The organism is Nocardia sp. NPDC049707 (assembly GCF_040674855.1).
Lineage (GTDB): Bacteria > Actinomycetota > Actinomycetes > Mycobacteriales > Mycobacteriaceae > Nocardia.
This window is the reverse complement of the sequence record NZ_JBFANN010000008.1, coordinates 159,088-176,466: the sequence shown is the minus strand read 5'-3', so window position 1 is coordinate 176,466 and position 17,379 is coordinate 159,088. Positions and strand designations below refer to the sequence as shown.

Genomic DNA, 17,379 nt, shown 5'->3' with positions numbered 1-17,379 from the left:
CGGTCAAGACACCATTTCGCGGGAGCGGCCGAACAGTAGGCCGTAGATCAGCGCGCCGAGTACGCCGCCGATGAGCGGGAACACCACGAAGGCCCAGACCTGGGGGCCAGCACCGTCCTGATAGAAGGCGACGGCGAGGCTGCGGGCCGGATTCACCGAGGTGTTGTCCACCGGGATCGAGATCAGGTTGATGACCGCGTACGTGACGCCGATCGACAGGCCGGCCAGCGGGATATCGGAGATCTGGTCGGTGGAGGCCAGCACCACGAAGACCAGCAGCGCGGTCAACATGACCTCGACGATGATCGTCGCGGACAGGCCGTATCCGTTCTGGATCACCGCCTGCCCCAGCGGACCGCGCACCGCGGATGGGCTGTGTTTACCCCAGCCGTTCGCGCCGAGCCCGTTGACCGCGCGGTCATAGGACGGCAGATTCTTCGCGATCGCGAACAGTACGAGCCCGGCCAGGAATGCACCGATCAGCTGCGCGATCACATAGCCGACCGCCGAGATCGCCGACAGTCTGCCGAGCAGCAGCTGCCCGAGGGTCACGGCCGGATTCACATGGCAGCCGGAGATCGGCCCGATCGCGTAGACCAGGAACAGCAGCGAAAAGCCGAAGGCAAGAGCAGTACCGAGCGGACCGACGCGTTCACCGGCCAGCACCGCGGTGCCGACACCGCTCATCACCAGAACGAACGTGCCGAGCGCCTCGGCCGCCCACTTCTTGGGCTCCGGTGTCGGCTCCAGTTCGGTGACTTCCTCGACGACTTCCTGAGCAGTGGGAGACATACGCGCCACCTTCCGAGAGGATCTTCCCCGTGTGCATGGGGTTCGGCCTAGGACCTGCTACGAAATCACGGCTGATGTGAAAAATGACGTTACGCGAGACGGGTGAGCACTACAACGCCCCACAACCGATCGCCAACGCCGGCTGGGCAGCTAGGCGAGCCGGGTGATCTCGACGACGACCTCCAGATCGGTCGAGCCGCCGCCGGAGAAGATGCCCTTCAGCGGCGGCACATCGGCGTAATCGCGGCCGACGCCGACGGATATGTGCTGTTCGTTGATGGCGATATCGTTGGTCGGGTCGTAGCCCCACCACGCGCCGGTCCAGGCCTCGATCCAGGCGTGCGACTGCCCCGCGACCGTCTCATTGATCTCGGCGGCCGGATTCGGGTGCAGATATCCGGAGACATAGCGGCTCGGAATCCCCATGCTGCGCAATAAGACCAGGGTCAGATGCGCGTAATCCTGGCATACGCCTTCACGTTCGGCGAAGGCCTGTACCGCCGAGGTATGCACCGAGGTGGTACCCGCGATGTACTTCATTTCGTCGTGTACCCATTCGGCTGCGCGCACCACGGCTTTCGCCGGCGGCACACCGCGTGCCAGCTGCTTCGCGATCGCGGCCAGCTTCTTGTCCTGCGGCACATAGGCGGTGGGCGAGAGCATTTCGTCGAAACGGTCACTGATGTATTCGGAGCGCAACTCCTCCCAGGGCAACTCCTCGGCCGCACCGGCGAATGGTTCGGTCTCCACCACCGATGATCCGGTGACCTCCAATTCGGTATGCGGCGCATGCAGATCGAAAGAGGTGACCGCGGTACCCCAGTAGTCGGTATAGCGATAGGACCGGGTGGAGGGCACCGTCTCGACCCGATTCAGGATGACGTTCTGCCTGCTGTCCGCACGCGGAGTGAGCCGAGCCTCATTGAAGGACCGGGTAACCGGGGCGTCGTAAACATAACCGGTGGTGTGCACCACCCTGATCCGCCAACTCACAACTCTCCCTCCACCTGCGCATGGTGATCGTGGCTGCTGCGCAGATCGGTCCAGGCCACCCACGGCGCCGCATGGAAGTACTGCAGTGCGATCGCCTCACTGACCTCGCGACAGGTCTTCTGCAGCGAAAGCAGACGATTCTGCAGGTCCTCCAGCAGCGCACCGGGCGGCAGGAATTCGAGTTCGCTGCGGGCCCGGCCGAGCAACCGCTGCGCCTCGTGGCCCGCGCCGACCCGGCTGCTCGGGCGCTGATCGAGTTCGGCGAGGCAGGTCTCGGCGACCCGCACCGAATGGAAGACCGACCGCGGGAAAAGCCGGTCCAGCAGGATGAATTCGGCGACCAGATTGGCATCGAGCGCACCGCGGTGGGTGCGCAGATAGGTGTCGTGCGCACCGGCCGAGCGCAGTACGGTCACCCAGGCCGGTGACGAGGTGCGATCGCCCGCGCGCGAAAGCAGCAGGCGCACGGTCATATCCACGCGTTCGATGGAGCGACCAAGCAGCAGGAAGCGATAGCCGTCGTCGCGGCTGAGGGTGGAATCGGAGAGTCCGGCGAACATCGCCGCCCGATCCTTGATGTAGTGGAAGAACACGTGCGGACCGAGATTGCGGGCGGCCTTCTCGGTGGCGGTGAGCCCGATATAGGTGGCATTCAGGCACTCCCACATCTCGCTGGAGGTGACTTCGCGTGCGCCCCTGGCATTTTCGCGGGCATTGGCAATCGAATCGACAATGGAATTGCCGTGCTCGCGGCTGAAGGCAACCAGGTCGGTGACCGACCAGACATCGAGTTCGACCTCGGGTGGTTCGATACCCAACACCCGCAACAGGACTCGCGAGGTTCGGTCCGGATCCACCGTGGCGTCCTCGAGCAGCTGATGCACCGCAACGTCGAGGATGCGAGCGGTGTCGTCGGCACGTTCGACGTATCGTCCGATCCAGTACAGGGATTCGGCGTTGCGGGCCAGCATCAGCGCATCACCGGGCCCTGCCGCGGTCTGCCTTGTCCCAGTCGCTGACTCTGCCGCATCGATCCCAGCCGCTGCTCCTGTTGTTGCTGCTGCTGTTGCTGATTCGCCTGCGCCGCGGTCAATTCCCGGCCCAGCTGGCGCCGATCGGACTGCGGCGGATCGCTCACCAGCTCCTCACCCGCGAGCTCACGATCGGCCGGGGAGGTGCGCCCGGCCAGCACCCAGGTGTCCTTACTGCCACCGCCCTGACTGGAATTGACGACCAGCGACCCCGCCGGCAGTGCCACCCGCGTCAAACCGCCCGGCAGCACCCAGATGTCGTCGCCGTTGTTGACCGCGAAGGGCCGCAGGTCGACGTGGCGGGGCACCAGCTCGTTTCCGATCTTGGTCGGCACAGTAGACAGCTGCACCACCGGCTGGGCGATCCAGCCCCGCGGATCCGACTTGATCTTGCGCCGGGTCGCCTCCAATTCCCGTGGCGTGGCCACCGGACCGATGACGATGCCGTAGCCGCCCGACCCCTCGACCGGTTTGATCACCAGTTCGGCGAGGCGATCGAGCACTTCTTCGCGCTCGTCGTCGAGCCAGCAGCGATAGGTATCGACATTGGGCAGCACCGGTTTCTCGGCGAGGTAGTACTCGATGATCGTCGGCACATACGCGTAGGTCAGCTTGTCGTCGCCGACTCCGTTACCGATCGCGCTGGAGACGACCACATTGCCCGCCCGCGCGGCATTCACCAATCCGGCGACGCCGAGCACCGAATCGGGTCGGAAGTGCATCGGGTCCAGAAAGGTGTCATCGATGCGGCGGTAGATCACGTCGACCTGGCGCTCCCCCGCCGTGGTGCGCATATACACGACATTGTCGCGGCAGAACAGGTCGCGCCCCTCGACCAGTTCCACTCCCATTTGCCTGGCCAGCAGCGAATGTTCGAAGTAGGCCGAGTTGTAGACGCCGGGCGTGAGCACGACCACCGTCGGATCGGCCTCGTTCGGTGCGGCCGAGGCGCGCAGCGCCGCCAGCAGATGGGTCGGATAGTCACCGACCGCGCGCACCCGGTGCGAGGAGAACAGGTCCGGGAAGACCCGTGCCATGGTGCGCCGGTTCTCCATGACATAGGACACCCCGGACGGCGAGCGCAGATTGTCCTCGAGCACCCGGAAGTCGCCGCGCTCGTCGCGGATCAGATCAATACCCGCCACATGGATGCGCACCCCGTTCGGCGGAACCAGTCCGGCGGCCTCGCGGTGGAAGTGCTGACACGAGGTGACCAGCCGCTTCGGGATGACCTCATCACGCAGGATGTTCTGCTCGCTGTAGACATCGGCGAGGAACAGCTCCAGCGCCGTGACGCGCTGCTTGATCCCGCGCTCCAGCTTGGCCCATTCGGCGGCCGCGATCACCCGCGGCACCAGATCGAGTGGGAAGGGCCGCTCCTGTCCGGACAGCGAGAAGGTGATGCCCTGATCGATGAACGCGCGGTCGAGTGCGTCCGAGCGGGCCGCGAGATCGGCTACGTCGATGGGTGCCAGCGCCGAGAAGATGCCCCGGTATGGCTGACGCACCCGGCCCTGGCTGTCGAACATCTCGTCGAAGGCGTCCGCGTACCGGCCGGGCCGATAGCCCTCGAACAGTCCGGATGTGGTTGCTCTGCCGTTGCCGTTCCCCTGCCCGTTCGGCCGGGCACGGGTCGGCGCAGGTGATCGTGCCGAACGTGGCGGCGCGGCGGGGGTCATGCAAAAATCGTGCTACATGCAGCATCGATGCTGTGTGAGACGCAGGTAAATTTCTCGCATCACTCCGGGTTTCCGCCCGTTTTTCCGGGTCGGTAACGTTGCTGATCGAACCGTTCGCGCGGTGGCGATTTCGCATGCCGGGTGGTGGTGATTTCGTGTGCGACGCGCCGGCTGGTACCCTCGATCTTCGGCGTCGCGTTACCTGATTACTCCGGTTGCCACCGCGCGCTCGCAAACTTTTCAGCACCGTCCACCAGCGACAGGAACACGAGGAAACAGGCGTGGCCAACATCAAGTCCCAGATGAAGCGGATCCGCACCAACGAGGCGGCGCGCAAGCGTAACCAGTCGGTCAAGTCCGAGCTGCGCACCCAGATCCGCCGCTTCCGGGAGGCCGCCGCGGCCGGCGACAAGGAGAAGGCCGCCGAGCAGTTGGTCTTCGCCAGCCGCAAACTGGACAAGGCCGCCTCCAAGGGCGTCATCCACGCCAACCAGGCCGCCAACAAGAAGTCGGCCCTCGCACTGGCGCTGAACAAGCTCTGATCTCCCCGGTGCCGCCCGCGGTACCCCATACGTTGACGCAGCCGCCGTGGCCCCGATGACCACGGCGGCTTTTGTCGTCCGCGTCGCCTATCGCGAAGATCACTTTTTCGGTTCGGTAGCCGCAGTTCAGATTTTTCCTCAGCAATAACTCAGCAATCCTCTGCCTCGGTGGTGATGCCGCTCCCTGGGCGTTGAGCGGAACCGTCCCGGCAGATGCCGTGTCATCGAGACTTCCCTGGCAAACCGGCAGGAAAGTGGCGGCCCGGCAACATCCCCAGGTCATCGCCATATCCCACTCCTCGAGCCGAATTCGGATCGGGCAGCCACATGTCGGAGGTTCCCGCTACGATTCGGCGCATGGTTACCGTGTACGCCAATCAGACGCCGGTTCGCTCCGAAGATCTGCCGGATGTCATCCGCGCAGCCGAGGTCCTAGGCATCGGACTGAAGATCGAGAACGTCATGGTTCCCGATGAGGAGGGCGGCTACTCGCTGGAGTGGATCGTCACCCGGGACGAGGAAATTCCGGTCTACGAGGAGTGGGAGGGCCGGTACGAGGAGTCCGAAGACGACGTCGAGCTGGTTCTCAGTTCGGCCGAATAGAAACCCCGCGAATCCGCACCCGCACCGAGCGGGTGCGGATCTCTGACGGCGCTGAGTACTCAGCCCAGGTCGGCGTTCAAGCGATCCAGCGCGGCCTGCGAGTCCGCATCGGCCGCGCGATAGATGATGATGCGCTGGTCGGGATCCTGTAGCGGCATGAGTACTTCGAAATTGACCACCAGCGGGCCGACCTCCGGGTGACGCAGCGGCTTGCTCCCGCGCCCCTGCACCCTGACGTCGTGCCTGGCCCACCCCTGCGCGAACTCCTCGCTGCGTGCGGTGAGCTCGGCGACCAGATCGGCCAGCTCCTGATCGTCGGGGTGGGCCGCCCATGCGGCGCGCAGATCGGCGACCCCCTCGCGAATGATCCGATCCCGGTCGCAGTAGAAATCGCGCATCGCGGGATCCAACAAGCACAACCACATGGAGTTGCGCTGCCGCGGCGGCAGGGCACCGAAGTCGACGATCAACCTGGCCATTTCCGGATTCCACGCCAGGATGTCGTAGCGGTGATTGACCAGCATCGCGGGCAATGGCGACAGATCGTGCACCAGCAGCTCCAGCGCGGGTGCGGGGACGGTGCTCGGTTTCCCGGCATTCGGCTGGCGCTGCTGGGCCAGATCGAAGAGGTAGGCGCGCTCGTCGGTATCCAGGCGCAGGGCGCCTGCGAGCGCCTCCAGGACATCCGCGGATGGGCGCAGACCGCGCCCCTGTTCCAACCGCACGATGTAGTCGGTGCTCACACCCGCCAGCTCGGCGACTTCCTCGCGGCGCAGTCCCGGGGTGCGCCGAGCCTGTTTGCGCGCGGGCAGACCCAGATCGCCCGGATTCAGTCGCTCGCGCCGAGCGCGCAGAAAGGTCGCGAGTGCTTGTGCCCAAGTCGCGGAGCTCCCCGACGCTCCGTGGTCACGCGAGCCACCGCCTCCGGGCCTGAGCTCGACCCGCTGTGTGGCATTCACCGTGCTGGTCATAGCCCTCGATCTTACGGCTGACTAGGACTGGCTTTCCCAGGACGAACCTTCCCTTACCCACGGTATCGCGCCGTTCCAGAATCGATGGCATCGGAAACGAAATACGAATGACGGGAGCACGATATGTCTGGAACCCGCACTCTCGATACCTACCGGTTGCTCGGCCGCTCGGGTCTTCGAGTGTCTCCGCTGTCCCTCGGAACCATGACGTTCGGCGCCGATTGGGGTTGGGGCGCCGATAAGGACGAGGCCCGCAAGATCTTCGACGCTTACGTCGAGCGCGGCGGCAACTTCATCGATACCGCGAGCCAGTACACCAACGGCACCTCCGAACAGCTGCTCGGCGAGTTCAGCGCCGCCAATCGCGAAAGTCTGGTGTTGGCAACGAAATACACGATGCTGCGCCGCCCGGGCGATCCCAACTCCGGCGGCAATCACCGCAAGAGCATGGTCGGTTCGGTGGAGGCCAGCCTGCGTCGGCTGAATACCGACTACATCGATCTGCTGTACCTGCACGCCTGGGACTTCCTGACCCCGGTCGAGGAAATCCTGCGCGCCATGGACGATCTGGTCCGCGCCGGCAAGGTGCTCTATGTCGGCATCTCCGACGCACCGGCCTGGCAGATCGCCCGCATGCAGACCATCGCCGACCTGCGCGGCTGGTCGCCGCTTATCGCGCTGCAGATCGAGTACAGCCTGATCGAACGGACCGTCGAACGCGATCTCATTCCGATGGCGCGGGAACTCGGCCTCGGTGTGGTGCCGTGGTCGCCGCTGGCCAGCGGCGTGCTCACCGGCAAGTACAGCCGCACCGATCTGGCGCACGACGCGGAAAGCTCACCCCAGGGCACACGCAAGAATGTGGCAGCCGCCAACGGCTCGCTCACCGAACGCAGCCTCACCATCGCCGATGTGGTGAAAGACGTTGCGGCACAACTGGGTAAGACGCCAGCGCAGGTGGCGCTGGCCTGGACGCTACAGAACCCGGGTGTCACGGCGCCGATCATCGGCGCGCGCACCGCGGCCCAGTTGGAGGACAACCTCGGTGCACTCGAGGTCGAATTCGATGCCGCGCAGCTGGACCGGCTGCAAGCGGCCAGCGCGATCGAACTCGGCTTCCCGCACGACATGCTGGCCCGTCCGATGACTCGCAGCGTGACTTTCGGCGACCTGAAAATCGAGGGCCGCGACTGAGTTTCCCTGATGCGGTGGTGCGAGCCGGACTCACACCACCGCATCAGGACGTCAACAAGATGGCGGAAACTCCGACCAACATCCGTTACGACGACCTACATAGGGTGTGCTGCGAACACTTCGGCACGCCGCGCCAGGAAGACACCAGCCACGCGGTGATCCGCTCGCAATTGTTGCCACGGAACCGCGTCAGCTTGCGGAGTGCAGGTCCAGGATCCGCGTGAGGGCGTGCTCCAAGGCGTAGTTGGCGTCGGCGGCACCGCCCTTGACATCCGCATTCAGCGTGGCGACGACTTGGAGGGCCGCGCCGATGCTGGCCTGGTTCCACCCCCGCGCTTGGGCTTGGGCCTTCTTCACCTTCCACGGCGGCATACCCAATTGCTGGGCCAGCTTGAATGGGTCGCCACGGCCCGCGGAACCGACGCGGGCAATGGTGTGGACCGAGTCGGCGAGTGCGTCGGCGAGAAGTACCTGCGGGACGCCGCGGTCGGTGGCCCAGCGCAATGCCTCCATCGCACCGGGCCGATCCCCTGCCACCGCGAGTTCGGCGACATCGAAACCGGAGATCTCGGCCTTGCCGGAGTAGTACCGGCGCACCGCGGCGATATCGACTTTGCCGCCGGTATCGGCGACCAATTGCGAACAGGCGGCGGACAATTCCCGCAGATCCGAGCCGACCGCCTCCAACATCACCTGCACGACCTCGCTCGACACCCGCACCCCGGCGTTGCGGAATTCGCCGCGCACGAATTCCACCCGCTCGGCCGCCTTGGTCAACTTGGCGCATTCGTGCACCTGCGCACCCGCCTTTTGCAGCGCGGGGACCAGCGCCTTGGCCCGGCCGCCCCCGGAGTGCAACACCACGAGCACCACGCCATCGGGCGGATCGCCGGCGGCGGCGGTGATCACCGCGACCGCATCCTTACCCGCATCCGCCGCGGACTCGAGCACGATTACCCGATCCTCGGCGAACAGGGAAGGACTCAACAACTCCGCCAGTTCCGCGGTGCTGGCATCCCCGGCCCGCAGCCGATCGACGGGTACCGCATCGGGATCCGGCGCATTCGTCCGCACGTGCGCCGTAATCCCCGCGATGGCCCGTTCCACCAACAGCTCTTCATCACCGAGCACCAGGTGCACCGGCGCAGTCCGCTCGGTCATGACCGCACCTCGCTGTGCTCCGGCGTGACCGATGGTGCTGTGCATCTGGTTCGCTCGCTGCGGTCGCTCACGGCGAGCATCCTACGGTTCCGCACCGACAGGTCCGCACCCTCACGGGCACCAGTACAGCCAGCCCGATGTGAACACCGGTTGCCCGCCGCAGTGGCCTCGATCAACTCCCGCCGACACACTCCGCCTTTTGTCACCCGTTCGTACGCCCCCTGAGGACCCTCACGCCGATCGGGCGGACGGTGTTCGTGCTGCGCGAGGCCTTGATCTGGGGTCGACGCGACGGCTTCTCGGAATTGCGCACGGAGTAGATCGCGCTGGAAGCCGTCATGGCGCTCGGACAGTCGCCGCACTTCTATTCACCACGACCATGTCACTGGGCTATCCCGACGACGGTCTGGTTGGGCGGACGGTCAGGGTTCGCAGCTGGCGGCCCTCCCCCAGGACCAGTACATCGCCCTGTTGATCGGTCCGCGCGACCGCAACCCCCAGATCGGCCAGGTCCGTGAGCACTCCCGGATTCGGATGTCCGAAGGTGTTGTCGGCACCGACGCTGACCAAGGCGAGTCGAGGGTGGACGGCGGCGATGAATTCCTTGGTGGTCGTTCGGGATCCGTGGTGTGGCAGCTTCAGCACGTCGGCCTGTAGGTGAGCACCCGAATGCAGCAGTCGTTGTTGCGCCGGGGCCTCGATATCGCCGGTGAACAGGATTCGGCCCGCGGCTGTGGTGGCGGCGATGACGATCGAGCGGTCATTGGCATCGTCGGTGCTGGGCTGGCCGGTCGGGTGGTGCGCGAGTGGGGCCGGGGCCAGTACGTTCAATTCCACAGCGCCGAAACGCAGTACCTGTCCCGAGGACAGCTCCTGCACCGGGATGTCCGCCTGTGCTGCGAGGCTGGCGACTTGCTCCGGTCCGCTGACCGATGCGCGCCGATTTCGTGGGGAACGCGGTTCGCGGGAAGCGGCCGTCGACTCACCTGAATCCGCCTCGGATCTGTTCGGATTCGATGTTCGACGGTCGCCCGCGCGTCCGGATTCGACATTGCCCGTTGTTCCGGAGAGCTCGCCGGGACCGACCGCCAGGGCATCGACCGAACGACCTCGTAAGGCACCGGCCAACCCGGCGATATGGTCGGCGTGCGGATGGGTCAGCACCAGGAGTGAGATTCGGTTGATGCGCAAGCGATTCAGACAGGTGCGCATGGTGCGTGGGTCCGGTCCGACATCGATGACCACCGCCGTGTGGTCATCGACGGATAAGGCGAGTCCGTCACCCTGACCGACATCACAGACGGCCAGTACCCACCCAGCGGGTGGCCAGCCCGGGTGCCAAACGCGGACCGGAATCAGTACCGCCGAGACACCGAGCAGTGCGGCAGCGGCGAGGCGGCGCATCATCGCCGACCGCAATGCCAACACGATGAGAACTACTGCCGCACAAGCGATAGCCCCGCCGATGAGCCCATCGCGCACGGAAATCTCGGCACCCGGAACATTCGCCGCATGTTCAGCGACGAACAGCAACCACCACAGTGGCGGTTGCGCGCAGCGCAGTATCAGTTCAGCCAGCGGCGGCCAAGCCGCAGCGAGCACGGTGCCGACCGCCCCGAGGACCGTCACCGGTGCGATTACCGGTTCGACCAGGACATTCGCGAGGATCGCGACCAGGCTGAGCCGTCCGGTCAGCGCGACGACGAGCGGTGTCGTCACGACGAATGCGGCGGCCGATACCGCGACGATTTCGGCCGGCACCCGCCACCAGCCGCGGCCGCGCAACCAGTCCGCCCAACTCGGCGCCAAGAGGATCAGTCCGGCGGTCGCCAGTACCGACAGTCCGAATCCGGCACGCACCGCAAGTTCCGGCCACAGCGCGAGCAGACCGATGACCGCCGCGCAGAGCGCGGGCAATGCTTGTTTCCGGCGTCCGGTCAGCAAGGCGAGCAAGGTGATCGCGCCCATTGCCCCTGCCCGCAGCACACTCGGGTCCGGACGTGCCACCACAATGAACATCAGCAGTGCCGCCGCCGCGACCACGGCACTGGCGCGCGGGCCCACGGTGAGCAGCCGCAGCGCACCGAGCACAACCGCCGACAAGATCGTGAAATTGGCCCCGCTGACCACGCAAATATGTTGCAGTCCAGCGATTTCGAACTCTTCGCGAACTTCGTCGGATAGCGCGGAGGTGTCCCCCACCACCAGCGCTGGCAACAGCCCCGCCTGCCGCTCGGGCAGCACGCGTGCCGCCGACGCGAGGTCGGTGCGTACCGCGGCGGCGACGCGTTGCCACCAGGGCAATGCGCCGACCACCACCGGCGATCCCTGGACGCGCAGCGTGGCGACGGTCAGATCGCGGTGCCACGGCGGCTCCGGCTCGGCCCGAAACTCCACCGCTCGTCCGGGCAGCAGCTCGCCCCATTCCGCGCCGGAGGCCAGAATCACCACGGTGCCACCCGCCCGCACAGTCGATACGCCTTGCCGGTACTCACGCAACCGTGCCCGAACGGTCCATCGCTGCTCACCTCCGAATGCACTGGACCGCACCGGCTTCGGGTCATCGATGGGTACCACGACCACACGCACCGAAACCACGGTGTTGCGCAACGGATGCGTCGCCACCCGATGCTCGCGCCACGCCCCGGCCAGCGCGAACCCGGCACCTAGCAGCAGCGCGGCAAGCGCGGCCACGGCGACCACCCGCCACCGCTCACTGGGATGGGCCACCGCACGCAATAGCACCACCCAGAGCCCGATGGCCAGCAGCACCAGCGCGGCTGCCAGTACCAGCCCGGCCGTCCATCCCACCGTCAGCGCGACAATCGTTGCGCCCCAACAACTCAGCGCCGCAGGCAGCAACCGAGCGTCCAGCACCGGTGCCGCCGCTACCGCTGGCTCGCCGTCGGTGGCAGCCCGCCGATCGATATCACCCGGCCGGTCCGATATCCGCTCGAATGCGGTCATACCGTCACCAGATCGCGCAGGCGGGCGAGGCGGGCCGGGCCGATGCCGTCGACCTCGCCGAGTTGGGCGACATCGGTGAATCGTCCATTCGTGGTGCGCCAGGCGACGATCGCGCGGGCGGTGATCGGGCCGATACCGGGTAGGGCGTCGAGGTCGGCTTCGGTTGCCGAATTGAGGTCGACCTTGCTCGACGGACGTTGCGCCGCAGCCGAATTCGATGCCGAGCCGCTTGGTGCTCGACCGCTTGCGCTGATCGTGGTGCTGCCGAGCTGCGGCCCCGCATTCGGACCGCTCGGACCGACGAGAACCTGGTCGCCGTCCTGAAGACGCTGCGCGAGGTTGAGTCCGCTCAGGTCCGCACCGTCCTTCGCACCGCCCGCGGCGGTGAGCGCGTCGGCGACCCGCGCTCCCGCGGGCAATCGCACCAGACCGCCGCGCTGGACGAGACCGACCACGCTGATCACCAATTCCGTTGCGGGACTGGCAGATATCGGCACAGCAGAAGGTGCGGCGCCGGATGATGCCGCCATGCTGGCGGACAGCCCAGCCGGTACCGTGCCGCCGCTGATGCGCACCGCGGACGGCGGCGGCACCGGCTGCGCGACCGGCCGCTCACGCAACACCACGACAGCCGCAACGACCACCGACGCCAGTCCGACCGCGATGAGCGTCGCAAGTCCCCGCCATCCCGGATCCAGTCGAGTCCCGCGAAACCGTTCCGGCACAAGCCGATCCCGCCATGCGGAGCGGCGCTGCGGTTCATCCAGCCAACCCGGTGCCCGCACGTCGCCGGCCCGGCCCACACAATCCTGCTCACCGTCGTCGGACCCGACGTCCTCGGTCCACTCATTCTCAGGACGGGACTCCACTTCCTCGGATAACTGCTCGTCATCCCAGCGCCCACCGCCCACCGCACGCCCCGGCTCAGTGCGCACCGACCCTTTTCCGGACCTCGACGAACGGGGCGAACTTCGACAGAGCTCAGCACCTACGGGGTCGGACGACGGCGGACGCCCGGTACCGATCGTTCGGCTGGCGCCGACGCGCTCGGTCAGCACGGTCAGTCGGCGGCGAATCCGCTCGCGCTCGTCATGTCGTGACATGGCGGCGACGCTAGTCCTGCGACAAGGTCAGCAAGCCGTGCCGACCAGGCGAAATAAAAAGTCTGTTGATAACTGCGAGCCTGTGGATAACCACGCCCGCGAAGGCGCGAAAACTGGTGCGGCAATACCGGATCAGTTGCTGGGCATCTTCGCCGCCAGCCGTGCGAACGAGTTCCCCACCCGACGTTGGCCAACCCGCTGGGCCGCGACCCCGTCGCCCTGGGCACGGTGCTGCGCGAGCAGTTGTCCAGCGATTGATCCATGACACGACGAACCGCATCCGGGATCGTTCGAGCTCATGAACCACCGAGGCCGGATTGGGTTTCTCGTTTGACTTCGGTGGGGGATTTGTCGGGGCGCAGGCCGCGCCAGGAGGGGTGGCGGAGGCGGCCGTCACCGGTCCATTCGGTGAAAGTTACTTCGCCGACGAGGGTGGGGTTTGTCCAGACGGCGTCGCCGACATCGGCGCTGACGGTGGGGGTATCGCGTTGTAGGGGTTGAAGTTTGGACTGCAGGGCGGCGAGGGCGGATTGGGTGAAGCCGGTGCCGACACTGCCGATGTAGACCAGATTTCCGGAGTCGTCGTGCACTGCCATCAGCAGGGAGCCGATGGTGCCCGCGCGCCGGCCGGTTCCCGGTCGCCAGCCGACGATGACGACCTCCTGGTCGCGCATATTTTTGACCTTGGTCCAGCGTGGGCTGCGCCGGCCGGGTAGGTAGGGGCTGTCGAGGCGCTTACAGAGAATGCCTTCGAGGCGGAGGCGTTTCGATTCGGCGAGTATGTCGGCGCCTATGCCGTGCAAGCGCGGTGGAACCTGCCAATGCGGGCCGCGTAAGCCGAGCTGTTCCAACAGTTGGCGACGCTGCTGGTAGGGCAGGTCGATCAGGGATCGGTCGCCGATGTGGAGCAGATCGAAGATCAGGTACGTCGCCGGGATGGACTTCTGCAGAGCGCGGATCATGGCCGGATTGCGCTGATGCATCCGCGGCTGCAGCGCCTCGAAGGAGGTCCTGCCGTCGGCGGTGAACGTGACGACCTCGCCGTCGACGACGAATCTCGGATTCCCGGGTGCGATATCCGCGAGTTCCGGCCAGGCGGCGGAGATGTCCTTGTCGTTGCGCGAGATCAGCCGCAGAACGTCATCGACGTAGCCGATGGCGCGAATGCCATCGAATTTGACCTCGTAAGCCCACTGATCATCGTCGGCGGGAAGCTTTCCCGCCGCTGCCAGCATCGCCGCGTAATGCGGCAGCCTCGTCACACCCGCCTCGTCGCCATCACCAGTCCTCTCGCGCACTCTAATTGCTGCTAGATAACCAGTTGAATGGTACCGGCCGGTCTCGGCGTCGCGTGGGAGCGCGCGGTGCTCTATTCAGGTGGCAGCGAAAGCGCGTGTTGATGTGCCCATTGCCGGATAGGTACACATATCAGCTGATTGCGGCTGGCATGGATGATCTCTACCTCGGCGAGCCACAAGCCGCCGATATTGAGCCGTAGCCAGCGGTGTAGCTGGGCGGGGATCCACTGTTCGGACGGCGGCGGATCCACTGCGCCCGCAATCACTTCGAGCGCTGCGCGGCCCGGTGGCAGCCAGGCGGAGGGTAGGACGAAACACCACGCGGGTTCTCCATTCTCTGAACACAGTTCGAGCGAGTACCGCATGCATCTGGCCGGCAGTGACTATGTACCGCTGCGCTGCACTCGGTGTTGCTTCGCCGCAGTAGAGCGCGCTGTCGGGAGGTTGTGGTTCATCGAGACGAGGTTGGACTTCTTGATGTGGATATGTAGTATCCAGAATTATGCGGATGTCAGGGGGTGTCGAGTGGGCGGTACACAGCTGTCTGAATCTGTTCTGGGCCGGGCCCGATCCGGTCTCGGTCCGGGAGTTGGCCGCCTACCATGAGCTGCCGACGGCCTACCTCAACAAGCGCTTGCAGGCGCTATGTCTGGCCGGCGTGCTGAGCTCGCGTTCCGGGCCGCGGGGCGGTTTCCAGTTCGCCCGACCCGCGGACACGGTGACCGTCATGGACATCGTGGCCGCGATCGAGGGACCCGACAATGCTTTTGCCTGCCAGGAAATCCGGCGGCATGGGCCCGATGGCGGGCCGCCGGAGAAGTTCCCGCACGAGTGCGCGGTGAAGCAGGTGTTCACCGCGGCCGATCTGGCGTGGCGCCGGAGTCTGGCATCCCGGACTGTCGCCGATATCGCGGCACAGGCCGAACAGGAAGCTCCCGGCGTGGGCGAGCGCGTCCGCGCCTGGTTCCATCGGCCTGCTTGAACACCTCTTCGGGCGCGTTCCCGCATGCCCCCAATTCTGGACTCCTAATATCCAGGAAAGAGATTGGATCGAGATGTCTACGACCCTTCCCGCACGCACGACAACCCGCGAGTGGCTCGCCGTCGCCCTCGTCGCGTTGGGCATCTTCACCATGGTGACGGTGGAAATGCTGCCGGTCGGCCTGCTCACGCCGATGACCGGGCAACTGAACGTCACCATCGGCACCGGCGGACTCATGGTCACCATTCCCGGTGTAGTGGCGGCGATCGCTGCGCCGTTGGTCATCGGAGGCGCGGGTCGTCTCGACCGACGCATACTGCTGTGCGGACTGATGAGCACCCTCGCCCTTGCCAATCTGATTTCCGCTGTGGCGCCCAATTTCCCGGTGCTGCTGACCGCGCGTGCTCTTGCCGGCGTGTGTATCGGCGGATTCTGGTCCGTTGCAGGAAGTCTCGCGGTTCGCCTGGTTCGTGCGGAGTCGGTGCCCCGAGCCACCTCGCTCATCTTCGGCGGGGTTGCCACCGCATCGGTGCTCGGCGTCCCGCTTGGCACCCAACTCGGTCAGATCGCCGGGTGGCGTTGGGCTTTCGCGGCCGGCGCGGTGCTGGCCGGACTTGTCCTGGCCGGCATGGTCTCGACGTTGCCCACCTTGCCGTCGACCGCGAGTTCGCTACGCAGCCTCCCGAATCTGGTACGCACCAACCTCGGTATCCGTTGCGGGCTGTTCGTCACCGGCTGTGTGGTAGTCGGCCACTTCACCGCCTACACGTTCGTTCGCCCGATCCTCACGGATGTGGCCGGGATCGCCCCCGGTCTCATCGGTGCGCTGCTGCTCGGTTACGGGGTGGCCGGTATCACCGGCAATTTCATCGCCGGCGCGCGAGTGGCGCGACGCACCTTTGCGACCATGGCCGCCATCGCCATCGGCCTCGCGGTGGTCCTGCTGGCAATTCCGTTGCTGGGCAATGGCCCTGCGGGCGGCGTCGGCATCCTGCTGCTGTGGGGCCTGGCCTACGGCGGGGTCTCGGTGAGCACACAAACCTGGATCATGCGTGCCGCACCGAATGCGGCGGAGGCCGCCACCGCCCTGAACGTGTCGATCTTCAACCTCTCCATTGCCCTCGGTGCGGCAGCCGGTGGGTTCATCGTCGGAACAACCTCACTCACCACCACGGCCTGGTTCGGCGGAATCCTGGTCGTCCTCGCCGTTCCCGTTGCATACGTCGGCCGTAAATCGGTCGCCTGAGGTGTGCCACGACCGCACCGTTGTGGAGGGCACCCGCCATCGCCAGCATCGCCGCATAGTGCGGCAGCCTCGTCACACCCGCCTCGTCGCCATCGCCAGTCCCTCGCGAACTCGAACGCAGCTGACATTCAGCTGAATGATACCGACTGGCCTGGCCAGCAAGGGTTGGCGGAAGAAGAGTGAGTCCTCTCCGGATGAGTCGGACCGGACCGAATCCGGGCCTACTCAACCGGAGAGGAATCTCGGGCATCCCGCGTTGTGTTGAGTGTCGGCACATGGCATCTACCTCCATTTCAGTGCTGGAACCGAATCGACGGATTTAGGTGAACAGCCTGGTGAGGAAGGCGTTCATATTCTCCCGAACCCGCTCGATCTTGGTCTCCTCGGTGATGAGATTTTCGCGGTATCGATTGCCGAGCGCGGGCGTCCGCTTACCGCGCGCGTACAGCGAACACGCCAGATCGGTGCACATGTAGGTACCGATCGAGTTGCCCCGGCGCCCGGATTCGCCGGCCTTGCGCGCGGTCATCAGCGACACACCCCGCCCGGTATGCGAGGTCAGGCAGATCGCGCACATCTGGGTCCGGCCGGATCCGCCGGTTTCATAACGCAGTGCGACGCCGACGATGCGATCGTCCTGCGGCACAACGAGATAGCCGCGGCCCGGTAGCGACGGATCGTTCCAGCCGAGGAAATCCAGGTCATCCCACGGTTGTGCGTCCAGGTCTCCGGGCACCGGCAACTTCTTGGCGGTCGTCTTGGAACAGTTGATGAACGACGACCTGATGTCGCGTTCGGTGACGGCTTTCATGACGGC

General features: G+C 65.8%; 15 protein-coding genes. 5 read left to right on the top strand and 10 right to left on the bottom strand.

Annotation, left to right across the window (positions count from 1 at the left end):
• Positions 1–3: 3 nt before the first annotated feature.
• The 4 genes from AB0J29_RS10955 to AB0J29_RS10940 all read right to left on the bottom strand — a co-directional run bounded on the left by AB0J29_RS10955 (position 4) and on the right by AB0J29_RS10940 (position 4,495).
• Positions 4–792, bottom strand: coding sequence for an aquaporin (locus AB0J29_RS10955; RefSeq protein WP_364782782.1), 789 nt, complete (start codon positions 790–792; stop codon positions 4–6).
• Between the two features lie 150 nt (positions 793–942).
• A complete protein-coding gene (locus AB0J29_RS10950) occupies positions 943–1,785 on the bottom strand; it encodes a transglutaminase family protein (protein WP_364782779.1) in 843 nt (280 codons plus the stop codon).
• Positions 1,782–2,756: an alpha-E domain-containing protein gene (locus AB0J29_RS10945; RefSeq protein WP_364782776.1), complete on the bottom strand. Its 975-nt coding sequence runs from the start codon at positions 2,754–2,756 to the stop codon at positions 1,782–1,784. Before AB0J29_RS10945 ends, AB0J29_RS10950 begins: the two co-directional genes overlap by 4 nt.
• Positions 2,756–4,495, bottom strand: coding sequence for a circularly permuted type 2 ATP-grasp protein (locus AB0J29_RS10940; protein ID WP_364782773.1), 1,740 nt, complete (start codon positions 4,493–4,495; stop codon positions 2,756–2,758). The genes AB0J29_RS10945 and AB0J29_RS10940 overlap by 1 nt, the downstream gene beginning before the upstream one ends.
• 281 nt (positions 4,496–4,776) lie before the next feature.
• Here AB0J29_RS10940 and rpsT point away from each other — a divergent pair, with 281 nt between their 5' ends.
• Positions 4,777–5,037, top strand: coding sequence for a 30S ribosomal protein S20 (gene rpsT, locus AB0J29_RS10935; RefSeq protein ID WP_364782770.1), 261 nt, complete (start codon positions 4,777–4,779; stop codon positions 5,035–5,037).
• Positions 5,038–5,394: 357 nt separating this feature from the next.
• Positions 5,395–5,640, top strand: a complete 246-nt coding sequence (locus AB0J29_RS10930; protein ID WP_364782767.1) for a hypothetical protein — start codon at positions 5,395–5,397, stop codon at positions 5,638–5,640.
• 59 nt (positions 5,641–5,699) lie between these two features.
• Here the strand turns inward: AB0J29_RS10930 and AB0J29_RS10925 are convergent, their stop codons facing one another.
• Positions 5,700–6,611: a helix-turn-helix transcriptional regulator gene (locus tag AB0J29_RS10925; RefSeq protein ID WP_364782764.1), complete on the bottom strand. Its 912-nt coding sequence runs from the start codon at positions 6,609–6,611 to the stop codon at positions 5,700–5,702.
• A gap of 123 nt (positions 6,612–6,734) precedes the next feature.
• On the opposite strand from AB0J29_RS10925, the gene AB0J29_RS10920 reads away from it, so the two are divergent.
• Entirely contained in the window at positions 6,735–7,805 is a 1,071-nt protein-coding gene (locus AB0J29_RS10920) for an aldo/keto reductase (protein ID WP_364782761.1), read from the top strand.
• A gap of 189 nt (positions 7,806–7,994) precedes the next feature.
• Here AB0J29_RS10920 and holA read toward each other — a convergent pair whose 3' ends face one another.
• From holA to ligD, 4 genes are all read right to left on the bottom strand, one after another.
• Complete coding sequence (gene holA, locus AB0J29_RS10915) at positions 7,995–8,966, bottom strand: DNA polymerase III subunit delta (protein ID WP_364782758.1); 972 nt, start codon at positions 8,964–8,966, stop codon at positions 7,995–7,997.
• 390 nt (positions 8,967–9,356) lie between these two features.
• Positions 9,357–11,933 carry a ComEC/Rec2 family competence protein gene (locus tag AB0J29_RS10910; protein ID WP_364782755.1) on the bottom strand — a complete coding sequence of 859 codons (2,577 nt, stop codon included), beginning with the start codon at positions 11,931–11,933 and terminating at the stop codon, positions 9,357–9,359.
• Entirely contained in the window at positions 11,930–12,868 is a 939-nt protein-coding gene (locus tag AB0J29_RS10905) for a ComEA family DNA-binding protein (RefSeq protein WP_364782752.1), read from the bottom strand. Before AB0J29_RS10905 ends, AB0J29_RS10910 begins: the two co-directional genes overlap by 4 nt.
• 464 nt (positions 12,869–13,332) lie before the next feature.
• Positions 13,333–14,298, bottom strand: coding sequence for a non-homologous end-joining DNA ligase (gene ligD, locus AB0J29_RS10900; protein ID WP_364782749.1), 966 nt, complete (start codon positions 14,296–14,298; stop codon positions 13,333–13,335).
• Between the two features lie 544 nt (positions 14,299–14,842).
• Between ligD and AB0J29_RS10895 the strand changes: the two genes are divergently transcribed.
• On the top strand, positions 14,843–15,316 hold the full coding sequence (locus AB0J29_RS10895) for an Rrf2 family transcriptional regulator (RefSeq protein WP_364782746.1): 474 nt from the start codon (positions 14,843–14,845) through the stop codon (positions 15,314–15,316).
• Between the two features lie 73 nt (positions 15,317–15,389).
• The gene (locus AB0J29_RS10890) at positions 15,390–16,562 is read left to right on the top strand and encodes an MFS transporter (RefSeq protein WP_364782743.1); all 1,173 of its coding nucleotides are present in this window, start codon (positions 15,390–15,392) and stop codon (positions 16,560–16,562) included.
• Positions 16,563–16,881: 319 nt separating this feature from the next.
• Here AB0J29_RS10890 and AB0J29_RS10885 read toward each other — a convergent pair whose 3' ends face one another.
• Complete coding sequence (locus tag AB0J29_RS10885) at positions 16,882–17,373, bottom strand: FBP domain-containing protein (protein WP_364782740.1); 492 nt, start codon at positions 17,371–17,373, stop codon at positions 16,882–16,884.
• Positions 17,374–17,379 lie beyond the last annotated feature (6 nt).

Coding starts and splice junctions, on each gene's coding strand:
- AB0J29_RS10885 (WP_364782740.1), bottom strand. CDS start 17,373: ATGAAAGCCGTCACCGAACGCGACATCAGGTCGTCGTTCATCAACTGT.
- AB0J29_RS10890 (WP_364782743.1), top strand. CDS start 15,390: ATGTCTACGACCCTTCCCGCACGCACGACAACCCGCGAGTGGCTCGCC.
- AB0J29_RS10920 (WP_364782761.1), top strand. CDS start 6,735: ATGTCTGGAACCCGCACTCTCGATACCTACCGGTTGCTCGGCCGCTCG.
- AB0J29_RS10930 (WP_364782767.1), top strand. CDS start 5,395: ATGGTTACCGTGTACGCCAATCAGACGCCGGTTCGCTCCGAAGATCTG.
- AB0J29_RS10940 (WP_364782773.1), bottom strand. CDS start 4,495: ATGACCCCCGCCGCGCCGCCACGTTCGGCACGATCACCTGCGCCGACC.
- AB0J29_RS10910 (WP_364782755.1), bottom strand. CDS start 11,933: ATGACCGCATTCGAGCGGATATCGGACCGGCCGGGTGATATCGATCGG.
- holA (WP_364782758.1), bottom strand. CDS start 8,966: ATGACCGAGCGGACTGCGCCGGTGCACCTGGTGCTCGGTGATGAAGAG.
- AB0J29_RS10895 (WP_364782746.1), top strand. CDS start 14,843: ATGTCAGGGGGTGTCGAGTGGGCGGTACACAGCTGTCTGAATCTGTTC.
- AB0J29_RS10945 (WP_364782776.1), bottom strand. CDS start 2,756: ATGCTGGCCCGCAACGCCGAATCCCTGTACTGGATCGGACGATACGTC.
- AB0J29_RS10955 (WP_364782782.1), bottom strand. CDS start 792: ATGTCTCCCACTGCTCAGGAAGTCGTCGAGGAAGTCACCGAACTGGAG.
- AB0J29_RS10925 (WP_364782764.1), bottom strand. CDS start 6,611: ATGACCAGCACGGTGAATGCCACACAGCGGGTCGAGCTCAGGCCCGGA.